This is a genomic window from Nocardia sp. NPDC004123, assembly GCF_053603795.1.
The window spans coordinates 40,649-56,355 of record NZ_JBSGGG010000029.1 but is presented as its reverse complement, the minus strand read 5'-3'; the positions used below and the strand labels follow the sequence as shown (position 1 = coordinate 56,355).

The following is a 15,707-nucleotide window of genomic DNA, read 5'->3' as shown; positions in this document are numbered from 1 at the left end:
ACCACACCGGTGCGGGGCCCTTCCCGTGCCGGGGTCAGCCCGGTGAGCCGTAGTGAGCGGCAAGGATGGCGTCGAGGAAAGAGTGGTCGGCGCGCTGCCCGCGCCGACTCAGTGACTGGCCACCTTCCGGTACTGCAGCAGGGCGATCGGCACCGAGATCGCCAGGATGGCCAGCGAACAGTAGACGGAGTACGCGACGCAGTGGTCGGCAGGCCAGCCGGTGGCCGGTGTGAACGACGGCGGGGAGCCGTTGTCGAAGAGCTTGCGCCCGGCCGCCGACACCGCGGTGATCGGATTCCAGGCGGCGACGGTGCGCAGCGGACCGGGCAGCGTCTCCCCGGAGATGAAGGCCGAAGAGATGAAGGTCAGCGGGAAAAGCCAGATGAGACCGGCGCTCTGTGCCACCTCGACGCTGGGCGACATGAGCCCGGTGATCGCCCCGACCCACGACATGGCGAACGCGAACAGCAGGATCACCCCGAACGCCAGCACCGCGTCGATGATCGACCCGTTGATCCGCCAGCCGACCACATACCCGCAGACCACCATGACCGCCAGCGCCAGGATGTTGACCACCAGGTCCGACAGGGTGCGGCCCATCAGCACCGCCAGCCGCGACATGGGCAGCGTCCGCATCCGGTCGATGATGCCCTTGTGCAGGTCGTTGGCCAGGCCGACGGTGGTGAACGCGGCATTGAAAGCGACTGTCTGCGTGAAGATTCCGGCGAGCAGGAACTCCCGGTACTGGCTGCCGCCCAGGGACGCGCCGAAGATGTAGGCGAACAGGAACACGAACATCAGCGGCTGGATGGTGGCCGTCACCAGCAGGGTGGGCACCCGCAGGATGGTCAGCAGGTTGCGGTAGGCCACGATCGCCGAGTCGCGCACCACCCGGGGTAGCAGCAGGAGGGGTCCCTCGATGCGGGGGCGGCCCTGTTCCTCCTCGGGTGGCGCGGGAGCTTCCGGTTCGGCGGGGAGGGTCGTCACGACAGGATCTCCTCTTGGACAGACTCGGGGGCGGGGACGTCCGGCTTGCGTTCGCCGGGTTTGCCGGTGAGGGAAAGGAATACGTCGTCGAGGGTGGGCCGGTCCACGACGGCGTCGACCACGTGCACCCCGGCGTCGTCGAGGCGGCGCAGCGCCTCCACCATGGTGCGGCTGCCGTCGCCGACCACCACGGTGACCGTGTCGGCGCCCTCCTCGAATTCGGCTTCGCCGATGCCCACCTCACCCAGCACCTGCTGTGCGGGGGCGGGATCCTGGCCGGGCGCGAGGGTGACGGTGAGCTTGTCGCCGCCGATGGAGGTCTTCAGCTCGTCGGCCGAGCCGCGGGCGATGACCCGCCCGCGGTCGATGACGGTGATGCGGTCGGCGAGGAGGTCGGCCTCCTCCAGGTACTGGGTGGTGAGCAGCACGGTGGTGCCGTCGTCGACGAGTTCGCCGATGACACGCCACATGTCGAGGCGACCGCGCGGATCCAGGCCGGTGGTCGGCTCGTCCAGCACGACCACCGGGGGCCGGCACACCAGCGCCCCCGCCAGGTCCAGCCGGCGGGCCATACCGCCGGAGTAGGTGCCCGCCCGCCGCCCGGCCGCGTGGTCGAGGCCGAGGGCGGTGAGCAGTTCGGTGGCGCGTTCGGCGGCCCGCTTGTGGTTCATGCCGTACAGCCGGGCCACCATGCGCAGGTTCTCGAATCCGGACAGGTTGGCGTCGATGGCCGCGTACTGGCCCGACAGGCCGATCCGGGTGCGAACGCGGGCGGGATGCTTCAGCACGTCCACTCCCGCGACGTGCACCGAGCCCGCGCTCGGGCGTAGCAGGGTGGTGACGACGCGGACCGTGGTGGTCTTGCCCGCGCCGTTGGGCCCGAGCAGGCCCATCACCGTGCCGGACGGGATCTCGAGATCGATACCGTCCAGCACCCGCACCTTGCCGTAATACTTCACCAGCCCTTTAACTTCCACGGCCAGACTCATCGCATACCCTCCCGCCGGGCTCGGATGGCTGCCAGCTGATCCCGCAACACCGGCCCGATGACGGCGAGGGATTCGGGCGTTGTCATGCCGGCGTGCGTGCAGCGCACCAGCTGGTCGTGCACCGCACCGGTGACGTAGGGCTGCCAGGCCGCGGCACAGCGGTCCGGGTCGGCCCGGTTGATCTCATCGTCGGCGGCGGTGAAGAACAGCAGATCACCGTCGAAGACGCGGGGCCGGAACCCGTGCGCCTGCGCCGCGCCGTTCTCGTATCCGGTGTAGAGCCGTTCCAGGTGCTCGACGGTGAGCGCCGCGAACGGCCCGGATCGCCCGCGGAGCAGTTCGGCCGCCTCGGTGAGCGTCAGGCGCGAATCGATGTCGGCGTCACCGCCGAGCAGGTCGGAACCGAATTCGGCGACCACGGCCGCCACCGACGGCACCGCATCCTCGAGCCACCGATCCGACAGCTGGTAGCTGTCCATCATGGCCAGCAACGCGACCTCGTCACCGGCCTCCTGCAGCTGCACGGCAATCTCGTGGGCGATGAGCCCGCCCAGCGACCAGCCCAGCACCTGGTAGGGGCCGGTGGGCTGCACCGACTTCATGTGCGCCACATAGTGTTTCGCGGCCTCGGCGATGGTGCGGTGACTGTCCTCCCCGGCCACGTGCGGGGCCTGCAGGCCGTACACGGGCCGATCCTGCGGCAGATGCGACAGCAGCCCGGCGAAGCACCAGGACAGGCCGATGGCCGGATGCACGCAGAACAGCGGCGGCACACCGGAATCGGCGACCGCGCGCAGCGGCAACACCGCGCCCAGGGCCGCGGTCAGCGCGGCGCCCGCGTCACCCTCGGCGGCGGCGAGCCGCCCGGCGATGCCGGCCGGGGTGGACTCGCCGAACATGGCCTGCACCGGCAGGTCGATGCCGCCCGCCCGCAGCTGGGCCACCACCTTGGTGGCCAGCAGCGAGTTGCCGCCGAGCTCGAAGAACCCGTCGTCGGCGCCGACCTGTTCGACGCCCAGCACGTCGGCGAAGGCGGCGCACAGCGCCTCCTCCAGCGGGGTCGCGGGGGCCCGGTAGCCCTCGCGGGCCGCGAACATCGGTTCCGGCAACGCCTTCCGGTCGAGCTTGCCGACCGGGGACAGCGGCACCCGGTCCAGCAGCATGATCGACTGCGGGACCATGTAGTTGGGCACCAGCTCGGCCACGTGCGCGGTCAGCTCGGCGGTGGTGGGCGCGGTTCCGGTGCGCGGCTTCACATACGACACCAGCGCGGTGGACCCGGCCGGGGTGCGGTGCCCGATGGTGGTGGCGAACTCCACCTCCGGGTGCTTGGCCAGCGCCGCGTCGATCTCGCCCAGCTCGATGCGGAAGCCGCGGATCTTGACCTGGTGGTCGGTGCGGCCGACATACTCCAGATCCCGTGCGCCGCCCTCGCTTTCGAGCCAGCGGACCAGGTCTCCGGTGCGGTACATGCGCTCACCGGGCTTGCCGAACGGGTTGGCCACGAAGCGCTGTGCGGTCAGGCCCGGGCGGCGCAGGTAACCGCGCGCCAGCGCCGCGCCGGCCAGGTGCAGTTCACCGGTGACCCCGGCCGGGGCCGGGTGCAGGCGCGCGTCGAGCACGCTCGCGCCGACCCCGCGGATGGGCCCGCCGATGGTGATCTGCCCGCCGGGCGTCATGGGGTGCGAAATCACCGTGACGATGGTGGTCTCCGTCGGCCCGTACACGTTGTAGAGCCTGCGGCCCGGGGCCCACCGGCTGACCAGGTCCGGTGGCAGCGCCTCGCCGCCGACCAGTACATGCCGCAGTGCGGTCACGCCGGCCGGATCGACGGTGCCCAGCGCCGAGGTGGTGATGAAGGCGTGGGTGATGCCCTCCTCGATGAAAACCTGACCCAGTTCCTGCCCGCCGACCACACCCTGCGGGCTGATCACCAGGGTGGCGGCCCCGCCGAGAGCGAGCAGCAGGTCCAGCATGGCCGCGTCGAAACTCGGTGTGGCGAAGTGCAGGACCCGGCAATCGGGGCCGACGTCGAAGCGCTGCGCGGTCTCGGCCGCGAAGTTGGACAGGCCGCCGTGGGTGACGACCACGCCCTTGGGGATGCCGGTGGAGCCGGAGGTGTAGATGACGTAGGCCGGGTTGTGCATGCGCAGCGGCACGATGCGTTCGGCGTCGCGGATCGGCGCATCGGAACTGGCGAGCACCCGCCGCCGGAACGACGGCGCGTCCAGCATCGTCCAGTTGGCCGCGTCGGGCATGCGCTCCCGATAGCCGGACAGCGTGATGCCCACGGCCGCACCGGAATCCAGCAGCATGTGGCTGATGCGCTGCTCCGGGTAGTTCGGGTCGACGGGCACGAACGCGCCACCGGCCTTGGCGATGGCCAGCATCACCGCCACCGATTCGGCCGAACGCGGAATCCCCATGGCGACCAGGGTTTCCGGGCCCACCCCGTAGCCGATGAGCACCCGGGCCAGCCGGTTGGTCCAGCGGTCCAGAGCGTCGTAGGAGATCTGGGTGCCGTTCGAGCGGACCGCGATGGCCGACCGGTTGACATTGGCCGCGGCCTCGAACACCTCCGGGAAGGTGATGGGCAGGCCGGGCTCGGTGCCGCGGACCGGCGCCAGCGCCGACCATTCGGCCGAGTCCAGCACGTCCAGATCGCCCACGGCGGTGGCCGGATGCGCGGCGGCCGCAGCCAGCAGGCGCACGAACCGCTGTGCCAGCCGCTGCGCGGTCGCCGCCTCGAACAGGTCGGAGGCGTAGTTCACCGACACCGTGATGCCGTCGGGTTCGCGGCGCGGCGTCCAGGATTCGGTGAGGGTGAACTGCAGGTCGAACTTGGCGATGCCCGGGTCGGCGTCGTCGGCCTCGATGCGCATGGCCGGCAGCTCCAGCACCCGGGCGGGCTGGTTCTGCACCGACAGCATGACCTGGAACATCGGGTGATGCGCTTGGGAGCGCACCGGATTCAACACCTCGACCAGGCGCTCGAACGGCACGTCGGCGTGGGCGAAGGCCTCCAGATCGGTGTCGCGGACCGCGCGCAGCAGGTCGCCGAACGCGGCGCCGCCGTCGATGCGGGTGCGCAACACCAGGGTGCCGACGAACATGCCGACCAGGCGGTCCAGCGCCGGATGTCCGCGTCCCGCAATGGGTGTGCCGACCGTGATGTCGTCGTCGTGCGTCAGGCGATGCAGCAGTGCGACGAGTGCCGCGTGCAGCACCATGAACATGGTGACACCGTGTTCGGCTGCCAGCGCCTGCAATTCGCGGTGGGTGAAGGCGTCGAGCTTGCACTCCACCGTGCCACCCCGGTAGGTCGGCACCGGCGGCCGCGGCCGGTCGGCGGGAACGGAGAGCCGTTCGGGGATGCCGTCGAGGGCGCGCCGCCAGTAGTCGAGCTGGCGGCTGATCACCGAGTCCGCATCGTCCTCGCGGCCCAGCACATCCTGCTGCCACAGCGTGTAATCGGCGTACTGGATGGGCAGTTCGGGCCATTCCGGGGCCTGCTTGCCGGTGTGCGCCCGGTAGGCGGCGGCCACATCGGCGGCCAGCGGCTGCAGCGACCAGCCGTCCATGGCGATGTGGTGCACGACCAGCACCAGCACATGTTCGGTCTTGCTGCCGGTCAGGCGCAGCAGGGCCGCGCGCACCGGCACGCTGGTGGCCAGGTCGAAACCGCCGGCGGTGACACGGCGGATCTCGCCGGGCACCTCGTCCGCGGCGACCGTCCGCACCGGCAGGCCGACGGCGCCCTCGCCCGGCTCCAGGATCCGCTGGCAGGGTTCGCCGTCGATCTCCGGGAAGACGGTGCGCAGGGTCTCGTGACGGTCCTGCACGGCGTGCAGGGCCGCGCGCAGCGCCGGGATGTCCAGCTCACCGTGCAGGCGCAGGGCGACCGGAACGTTGTAGGCGCCCAGCGCTTCTCCGTGTTCGCCGGCGTTGAACTTCTCCAGGAACCACAGCCGCCGCTGGGCCGCGGAGAGCGGGATCCGCGCGGGCCGGGTGCGCCGGCGCGGTTCCGGCCGCAGATCCGCCGAGGAGGATCCGGCGTCCAGGGCCGCGGCGAGTCCGGCCACGGTGGGCGCGGCGAAGACCGACCGCACCTCCAGCCGCACCCCGGTGACGGTGGCCAGCCGGGCCACCAATTGGGTGGCCAGCAGCGAGTTTCCGCCGACCTCGAAGAAGCTGTCGTCCGCGCCCAGGGCCTCGGCGCCGACCAGCTCCCCCATCACCTCGGCGACCAGGCGTTCGGTGTCGGTCTCCGGTTCCCGCGAGACCCCGGCGACCACCGCCGTGGGTTGCGGCAGCGCGTCGCGGTCGAGCTTGCCGACCGGGGTGAGCGGAATGTGGTCGAGCAGGGCGAGGGCGCTGGGCACCATGTGCGCCGGCAGGTGCTCGGCGCAGTGCGCGCGCAGCTCCTCGGGATCGGGTGCGGCGGCGAGGTCCACGGGCAGCACGAACGACACGATGCGGCGCGCGCCCGCGATCTCGCGAACCTCGGTGTGGGAGAAGCGGATTGCGCGGTGGGCGGTGAGCACGCCGTCGATCTCGCCCAGCTCGATGCGGAAACCGCGCAGCTTCACCTGGTGGTCGCTGCGGCCCAGGTAGACGATGTCACCGTCGCCGGTCCAGCGCACCACATCGCCGGTGCGGTAGAGGCGCGAGCCCTCCGGGCCGTACGGATCCGCGACGAACCGGGCGGCGGTGAGATCGAACCGCTCGAAATAGCCGCGCGCACAACCCTGTCCGCCGATGTACAGCTCGCCGGGCACGCCGACCGGGACCGGGCGCAGGCGCTCGTCCAGGACCACGGCGCGGGCGCCGCGGACCAGGTTGCCGATGGTGATGGGCTCGCCGACCCGCAGCGGCGAGGAGATGGTGACCACGATGGTGGTCTCCGTCGGGCCGTACACGTTGAACATCAGGCGGCCGGGGGCCCAGCGCGCCACCAGTTCCGGTCCCAGGGCCTCGCCGCCGACCATGATCGCGCGCAGGTGCGGCAGCGGCCAGCGGTCCCGGTCGATGGTCGCCAGCGCGGCCGGGGTCATGAAGGTGTGGCTGACCCGTTCGCGTTCCATGAGCGCGGCCAGTTCGTCGCCGCCGTACACGTCGGGCGGGACGATGACCATGGTCGCGCCCGCGCAGATCGCGAACAGCAGGTCGTAGACGGAGGCGTCGAAGCTCGGAGACGAGAAGTGCATGATCCGCGAGTCCCGGTCGACCCGCGCGCGCTCGCGGACCTCGTCGGCGAAATTGGATAGGCCGCCGTGGGTGACGGCCACGCCCTTGGGTTTTCCGGTCGAGCCGGAGGTGTAGATGAGGTATGCCAGATCCGTGGTCCACAGGGTGCCGGTGCGCTCGGCATCGGTGATCGGCCCGTCGTCGAGGACCTCGAGCTCGTCGAGCAGTACGGCATCGTCGAGCAGCAGCCACTCCACGCTGTCGCCGCCGCCGGCGGCGTGGAGCCGGTCGGCGTGCTCGCTCATGCTGACACCCACCCGGCATCCGGAGTCGGCGAGCATGTGCTGCACCCGGTCCGCCGGATAGTTGGGGTCCACCGGCACGAACGCCGCACCGCACTTGGTGACGGCCAGCGCCGTCAGCACCGACTCCACCGACCGGGTCAGGCCCAGCGCCACCCGGTCACCTGGGCCCAGGCCGCGGTGGATCAGGGCCCGCGCCAAGCGGTTCGAATACACGTCGGATTCCAGGTAGGTGAGCTCGGTGCCGTCGAGTCGCAGGAACACCCGGTCGGCGTGGAGGTGTGCGGTGGCCGCGAAGTAGGCGGCCAGGCTGCACTGCGGCTCCGGCGCGGGGCCCCAGGCCGGGGTGAGCATGTCGTGCTCGAGTTCGGTGCGCGCGTCGATGTCACGCACGCGCACGTGCGCGTCGGTGGTGACGGCGCCGAACACCTTCACCAGGCGCTCGGCCAGCAGGCATACCGTCGACTGGTCGAAAAGCTCGGCGGCGTAGACGAATTCGAAGGCCCGCTGGTCCTCGCCCGCGCCGGGCAGCACCCGCAGCTCCAGATCGAACTTGGCCAGCGCGATATCGAGTTCCTCGGCCTGCAGCGACAATCCGGGCAGCCGCAGCGCGGGCAGCGGGGTGTCCTGCACGGTCAGCGCGACCTGCAGCAGCGGGCTCGCGCCGTAGCGGCGCTGCCCCGTGTCCGCGGACTGCAATTCCTCCACGACCCGCTCGTAGGGCACCTCGGCGTGCGCCATGGCGGCCAGTTCGGTGTCGCGGTCGGCCTGCAGCAGTTCGGCGAAGCTGCGGTCGGGGTCCACATCCGAGCGCAGGATCAGCGTGTTGACGAACATGCCGACCAGATCGTCGAGGCGGGTGTCGGTGCGCCCGGCCACCGGGGTGCCGACGATCACGTCGCGGCCGCCGGTGACCACGCGCAGCAGCACGGCCAGCGTGGAGCGCAGCACCATGAACAGGCTGACGCCGTGTGCCCGGGCGACCTCGGCGAGCCTGCGCTGCAGGACTTCGGGCACCTCGAACCGCACCGATCCGGCCCGCTGGGTGGGTTCGGCCGGGCGGGGCCGGTCGTAGGGTAGTGGCAGTTCCCCGGGCAGCTCGGCCAGCGCGGTACGCCAGTAGGTCAGCTGGGTGGCGGCGGCGCTCTCGGCGTCGTCCTCCGTGCCGAGAATCTCGCGCTGCCACAGGCTGAAGTCGGCGTACTGCACCGGCAGCGGCGTCCAGGTGGGCGCCGCGCCGCCGTGGCGGGCGGCGTAGGCAATGGCCAGGTCCCGGGTCAGCGGGCCCAGCGACCAGCCGTCGGCGGCGATGTGGTGCAGCGCGATGCCGAGCAAGTGCCGGCGGGTTCCGGTGCGCAGCAAGGTCATCCGCAGCGGGATCTCGCGGGTCAGGTCGAAGCCGCGGCGCGCCAGCGAGCGCAGGGCGTGGCGCGCGCCGACCTCGTCGGTCTCGACCACGTCCAGCACCGGCAGGCACCGTGCGGTGTCCAGCACGACCTGGTAGGCGCCCTGGGCGTCCTCCGGGAAGACGGTGCGCAGCACCTCGTGCCGCTCCGCCACGTCCGCCAGCGCCGCCCGCAACGCGTCGATGTCCGGATCGCCATCGATCCGCAGCACGAATGCGATGTTGTAAGCGCTGGATTCGGGGGAATATCTGTTGAGGAACCACAGTCGCTGCTGCGGCAACGACAGTGGCACGCGCTCCGGGCGCGGCGTATGCACAGCCAGCGCTACACGCTCGGCCCGGGGCGCTTCCGCCAGCCGTGCGGCCACCCCGGCCACCGTCGGCAGCTCGAAGATCTCGCGCACCGGCAGCTCCACCCCGAACTCACTGTGCAGGGCCGTGGTCAGGCGGGTGGCCAGCAGCGAGTTGCCGCCGATCTCGAAGAAGTTGTCGTCCGCACCCGGCGTGAGTCCGCCCAGCACACTGCCGAAGACCAGCGCGACCTGTTGCTCCAGTTCGGTTTCCGGGGCGCGGGTGGGCGCGGCGGCCACGAACTCCGGTGCGGGCAGCGCCTTGCGGTCCAGCTTGCCGGTCGGGGAGACCGGTACGGCGTCGAGCACGGTGAGCGCCGCGGGCACCATGTAACCCGGCAGCCGTCCGCGTGCGGTCTCGAGCACCGCGGCCGGGTCGATGTCGGTATCGGCGGTGAGATAGGCCACCAGACGCGGGATTCCGCGCTCGTCGTGGTGAACGACGGTGAGCGCGAAGGTGACTCCCGGATGCGAGGCCAGCACATGGTCGATCTCGCGCAGTTCGATGCGGAAGCCGCGGATCTTGATCTGGTCGTCGGCCCGGCCCAGGAAGCGCAGCTGTCCCGCCCGGTCGGCGACCACGAGATCGCCGGTGCGGTACATGCGTTCGCCGCGCCGACCGTGCGGGTTGGCCGGGAATTGTTGCGCGGTCAGGCCGTGCCGGCCCAGGTAGCCGCGGGCCAGGCCGGGACCGGACACGTACAGCTCGCCCGCCACGCCCGGCGGCACCGGGTGCAGGCGGCCGTCGAGCACGAACAGCCGCATACCGCGCACGGGCCCGCCGATCGGCACCGGCTGCCCCGCGAGCATGGGCCCGGTGGCGGTGGCGGCGACGGTGGCCTCGGAGGGGCCGTACATGTTGTGCATGCGCCGCGCCGGACGGCCGGGCCGGGAATCCGGTGCGGTCCAGACCTCGACGAGGTCCTCGGGGCAGGCCTCGCCGCCGACGATGACGGCCTCCAGCTCCGGCAGGTCGGCGGCGGGCACGGTGGCCAGGGCCGCGGGCGTGACGAAGGCGTGCGTCACGTGCTCTTCGCGCAGGATGCGCGCCAGCTCGGCGCCGCCGAAGACACCCGCGGGCACCACCACGATGGTGGCCCCGGCCGCGAAACCGAGCAGCAGCTCCAGCACCGACGCATCGAAGCTGGGCGACGAGAAGTGCAGGGTGCGAGCCGAATCGGTGACCTTGAACAGGTGCATCTGCTCGTGGGCCAGCGAGGCGATGCCCGCATTGGTGACCACCACGGCCTTGGGCTTGCCGGTGGAACCGGAGGTGTAGATCAGGTAGGCCGGGCCGCCGATGCGCAGCGGGTGGTGCCGGTCCGCGTCGGTGACCGGGGTGCCGGGCAACTGCGCGCACTCCTGCGTGAGCTGCTCGGAGCCGAGCAGCAGCCAGTCGACGTAGCTCTTGCGATGGCGGCCCCGATTGCCGGGCCAGGTGGTCGGCATGTTCGCGCGCCGTTCGGCATTGGTGATGCCGAGCATGGCGCCGGAATCGGCGAGCATGTGGGCGATGCGGTCGGCCGGATAGTCGGGGTCGACGGGCACGTACGCGGCACCGGTCTTGGCCACCGCCCACACCGCGAGGATGCTCTCCAGGCTGCGCGGCAGCGCGATCGCCACCACCACCTCCGGGCCGGCGCCGTGCTCGATCAGCACCCGCGCCAGGCGGTTCGAGCGTTCGTCGAGCTCCCGGTAGGTGGTGTCGACGCCGAGGTAGCGGACCGCGACCGCGTCGGGCACCCGCTCGGCGGTGTCGCTGAGCAGCCGGGCCAGGGTGATGCTGGGCACGGCGGGGGAACCCACGATGGGCACCAGCTTCGCGATCTCCCGGACGTCCAGCAGCGGCAGGTCGCCGACCGGGGTGGACGGGTCGGCGACCGCGGCGGCCAGGAGCGCGCCGAAGCGCCGCGCGATGGCCTCCACCGTGGTCCGGTCGAAAACGTCGGCGGCATAACCGAATTCGGCGGTGAATCCGGCGTCCTCGGCGGAGATGCCGGCCGGTTCCTGGACGGTCAGCTGCAGGTCGAACTTGGCGACGTCGGTGGCCAGGGGCACCACCTCGGCCTGCACGCCGGGCAGGTCGACGTCCAGCTCGGGGTTGCTGTCGTAGGACAGCATCACCTGGAACAGGGGGTGGCGCGCGGCGGAGCGCTCGGGATTGACCACCTCGACGAGCCGCTCGAACGGCACGTCGGCATTGGCGAAGGCATTGAGGTCGGTTTCGCGGACCTCGGCGAGCATGCGGTCGAACCCGGCGGCCGGGTCCACCCGGGTGCGCAGCACGAGGGTGTTGACGAACATGCCGACCAGATCGTCGAGCGCCGGATCGCTGCGCCCGGCGATCGGCGTGCCGATCACGATGTCGGTGGTGTTGCACAAGCGCGCGAGCACCGCGGCCAGCGCGGCGTGCAGGACCATGAAGGTGCTGACCCCGCGTGCGGCGGCCACGTCGGCCAGGGCCCGGCGGGTCTGCGCGGAGATGTCGAACTCGACGGTGCCGCCGGCGGTGCTGCGGTGCCGCGGGCGGGGGCGGTCCAGTGGCAGGTCCAGCTGGTCGGGCAGGTCGGCGAGCGCGGCGCGCCAGAAGGCGAGCTGCCGGGCCAGGGCGCTGGCCGGGTCGGCCTCGTCGCCGAGCAGTTCCCGTTGCCACAGTGCGAAATCCGCGTACTGCACCGGCAGCGGCGTCCACCGCGGTGCCGCGCCCTGGGCGCGGGCGGCGACCGCGGTGATGATATCGCGGCTCAGCGGGGCGATGGACCAGCCGTCGCCGCTGATGTGGTGCAGCACCACCAGGAACAGGTGGGTGTCGGGCCCGATGGCGTACAGCGCCACCCGGACCGGGGCCTGGCTGCGCAGATCGAAACCGTACCCGGCGAATTCGCTCGCCAGCGCGACCGCGTCCTCGCCGGTGGCGTCGATGGGATCGAGGGTGAGCGGGATCTCCGAGGCCGGGTGCACCAGCTGGCAGGGCCCGTCGGGGGTGTCGGGGAAAGTGGTGCGCAGGCTCTCGTGCCGTTCCAGCACATCCACCAGACCGGCCCGCAGCGCCGGAATATCCAGGGGCCCGGTCAGTTTCACCGCGAAGGCCATGTTGTAGGCCGCCGCGTGCTCGGCGAACCGGTTGAGGATCCACAGCCGCTGCTGGGCCAGCGACAGCGGAAGCTGTTGCGGCCGTTGCCCGGCCACCAGTTTCGGGGAGGTGTTCTCCGGCTCCGCGGCCGAGAGCCGGGTGGCCAGCGTGGTGATGGTGGACGTTTCGAACAGATCGCGGATGGTGAGCGACGCGCCGAGGGCCGCGTTCACGCGCGCGACCGCCCGGGCGGCGGTCAGCGAGTTGCCGCCCAGGTCGAAGAAGCTGTCCTCGATGTCGAATTCGTCGGTGCCGAGCACCTCGGCGAAGATGCCGGTGAGCTGGTGTTCCATGGCGGTGCGCGGGGCGGCGACGGGCCGGGCCGGGCGGCGGGCGCCCGCATCGGGTGCGGGCAGCGCCTTGCGGTCCACCTTGCCGTTCGCGCTGAGCGGTAGTTCGTCCAGCACCATGAGATACGACGGCACCATGTAGCTGGGCAGGGTCCGGCGCAACGTGGCGGTGAGGTCGGACGGGTCGAGGTCGCCGGCCCCGGGGACGGGCACGACGTAGGCGATGAGCTCGTCCCCGCTGCGGCCGCGGCGGGCCACGCACACGGCGCGCGCGACGCGGGCATCGGCCAGCAGGACGGCCTCGATCTCGCCGAGTTCGATGCGCAGGCCGCGCACCTTGATCTGGAAGTCGCTGCGGCCCAGGTATTCCAGGACGCCGCTGGCGCCGGTGCCACGCCAGCGCACCAGGTCGCCGGTGCGGTACATGCGGGCGCCGGGGGTGAACGGGTTGGCTACGAAACGGTCGGCGGTGAGGGCGCCACGGCCCACATAGCCCCGGGCCAGCTGCACGCCGGCCAGGTACAGCTCGCCCACCACGCCCGGGGCGACCGGCTGGAGCCGGGCGTCGAGCACATAGGTGCGGGTGTTCCAGATGGGCGAGCCGATCGGGACGTCGGTGCTGCCCGGAGTGCAGTGCCAGGCGGTGACGTCGACGGCGGCCTCGGTCGGGCCGTACAGGTTGTGCAGCTGCGGCGCGTCGGCGCCGCCGCCGAGGGCGGCGTGGAAATCGGCGACGGTGGCGGCGGGCAGCGCCTCACCCGAGCAGAAGACCCGCGACAGTCCGGTGCAGCCCCGCACATCGGTGTCGGTGAGGAACACCGACAGCATGGACGGCACGAAGTGCGCTGTGGTGACGCCCTTCTCGGCGATGATGCGGGCCAGATACGCGGGATCGCGGTGCCCGTCGGGGGCGGCGATGACCAGGCGGGCCCCGATCTGCAAGGGCCAGAAGAACTCCCACACCGAGACGTCGAAGGTGGCGGGGGTCTTCTGCAGCACCACGTCGGAGGAGTCGAGCGGGTAGGCATCCTGCATCCAGCGCAGCCGGTTCACGATGGCGGCGTGGGTGACGCCGACGCCCTTGGGCGTGCCGGTGGAACCGGAGGTGAAGATGACGTACGCGAGGTGGTCGGGACGCAGCGGCGCGGTCCGATCGGTATCGGTGACCGGGCGGCCGGGGTGCCGCGACATATCCGCGGTGTCGATGTCGAATTGCGGTGCGGTGCCGGGCATGTCGAGCCTGTCGCGCGACGCGGTGAGCACGCACAGCGGCCGGGCCTGGTCGAGGATGGCCTCGATGCGGTCGGCCGGGTGGTCCGGGTCGATGGGCAGGTAGGCGGCGCCCGCCTTGACGATGGCGTACATGCCGACCAGCAGGTCGAGGCTGCGCCGGACGGCCAGGCCGACCAGGGTGTCGGGTCCCGCGCCGCGCGCGATGAGTTCGCGGGCCAGCCGGTTGGTGCGCTCGTCGAAGGCGGAGTAGGTGAGGGTCTCGCCCTCGAAGTCGAGCGCGACCTGATCGGCGGAGGCGGCGGCCCGGTCGGCGAACAGCCCGGCCAGGGTGCCCTCCTGGCGGGCCACCTGGGTCGAATTCCATTCGTGCAGCACGCGTTCGCGTTCCGGATCGGTGAGCACCGGCATGTCGGCGACCGGCGTCTCCGGGTCGGCGGACACGAAACGGGCCAGGTAATCCAGCAGCCGGTCGTGGTGCGCGGCGAGTTCGGCATCGCTGTAGAGGCGCGGGTTGGCCTCGAAGTCGATGTGGATGCGATCGCCGAGACCGTTGTACAGGTTGATCGACAGGTCCTCGACCGGGCCGGTGGACAGCACGTTGATGGCGCCCATCAGGCTGCCGAACTTCAGCTCGCTGTGGAAGAGCATGAGGTTGACCATGGGGCCGAAGAAACCGCGGGCGTCGCGCGAATAACCGCAGTCGCGCCGGATGTCGTCGCTGCGATAGCGCTGGTGGCGCAGGGCACCGGTGATCTGCAGCTCGACCGCGCGCACGGTGTCGGCGACGGTGTGGGTATCGGTGAACTGCACGCGGATGGGCACCACGTTCGAGACCACACCGCTGGAGCGGCGCAGTGCCACGGTGGTGCGCGCGGACACGGGCAGGCTCAGCACCACGTCCTGGGTGCCGGTGACGGCCCGCACGTAACCGGCCAGGGCGGCCACGAACAGCGCGGAGCTGTTGGAGCCGAACGCGGTCGCGGCGGCCTCGACGGCGGCCTGGGCGTCATCGGCGAGCACGGCGTTCGCGCTGCGGCGGCCGGCGTCGGATACCGCGGGCAGCATTCCGTTGCTGGACAGGGTGATCGGCTCGCCGGCGCCGTCGAGCTGCTGGCGCCAGTAGTCGCTGTCGGTGACGAAGCGGCTGGTCTCCCGGTAGCGGTTCTCGTCGGAGTAGATGCTGGCCAGCGGGGTGGCCCGGGAGTCGGCCGGCTCGTCGTGGGCTTCGAGGGCCGTATAGATCTCCGCGGCGCGGGTGGTGGCGTTCATGGCGCCGTAGCCGTCGATGACGATGTGGTGGCCGCGGCTGTACCAGATCCAGTCCGAGTCGCCGACCTGCAGCACCACATTGGTGGTGAGCGGGTCGCGTTCGATGTCGATGGGCGAGCTGGCGTGCTCGTTCATCCAGGCGCGGGCCGCGGCGCGCGGGTCGGTCTCGGCGCGCAGGTCGTAGCGGGCCCAGCCGGGCCGCCGGTGGTAGTCCACCAGCTGGTGCGGCACCCCGTCGATCTCGAGCAGGCGCACGTGGCCGACTTGGCTCTCGGCGCCGTAGCGCTCGATGGCGTACAGCAGGCGGCCGACGTCCAGGTCGCCGTGAATCTCGACGTATTGCGCGATGGTGAGGGGGATGTCGGGCCGGATGCGCTGGGCGTACCAGAGAGCCGACTGCGCGGGAGAGAGCGTGAAAGGTTGAGCCGAGAATTCACCAGAAGAACATTGGTCGACACGGTCGGTGGCCAATGAACTCATCAAAAAACTCCGTTCTGCCGCTGTAGACGCAACTCCCCGAGCCCCGAAAATCGATCACGGTCCGCCCCGATGGCCCGGCGAT

The 15,707-nt window shown here is 71.3% G+C and carries 3 protein-coding genes; all 3 read right to left on the bottom strand.

Going from position 1 to position 15,707, the window contains the following annotated elements; all coding sequences use genetic code 11:
* Window positions 1–108: 108 nt before the first annotated feature.
* Window positions 109–891 carry an ABC transporter permease gene (locus ACWEQQ_RS35200; RefSeq protein ID WP_452339992.1) on the bottom strand — a complete coding sequence of 261 codons (783 nt, stop codon included), beginning with the start codon at window positions 889–891 and terminating at the stop codon, window positions 109–111.
* Between the two features lie 92 nt (window positions 892–983).
* Window positions 984–1,976, bottom strand: a complete 993-nt coding sequence (locus ACWEQQ_RS35195) for an ATP-binding cassette domain-containing protein (protein WP_452351237.1) — start codon at window positions 1,974–1,976, stop codon at window positions 984–986.
* On the bottom strand, window positions 1,973–15,625 hold the full coding sequence (locus ACWEQQ_RS35190; protein ID WP_452351236.1) for an amino acid adenylation domain-containing protein: 13,653 nt from the start codon (window positions 15,623–15,625) through the stop codon (window positions 1,973–1,975). Before ACWEQQ_RS35190 ends, ACWEQQ_RS35195 begins: the two co-directional genes overlap by 4 nt.
* Window positions 15,626–15,707: the final 82 nt, after the last annotated feature.

Bases quoted from the DNA above. Each gene is read 5' to 3' on its own strand.
- ACWEQQ_RS35190 (WP_452351236.1), bottom strand. From the start codon at position 15,625: ATGAGTTCATTGGCCACCGACCGTGTCGACCAATGTTCTTCTGGTGAA.
- ACWEQQ_RS35195 (WP_452351237.1), bottom strand. From the start codon at position 1,976: ATGAGTCTGGCCGTGGAAGTTAAAGGGCTGGTGAAGTATTACGGCAAG.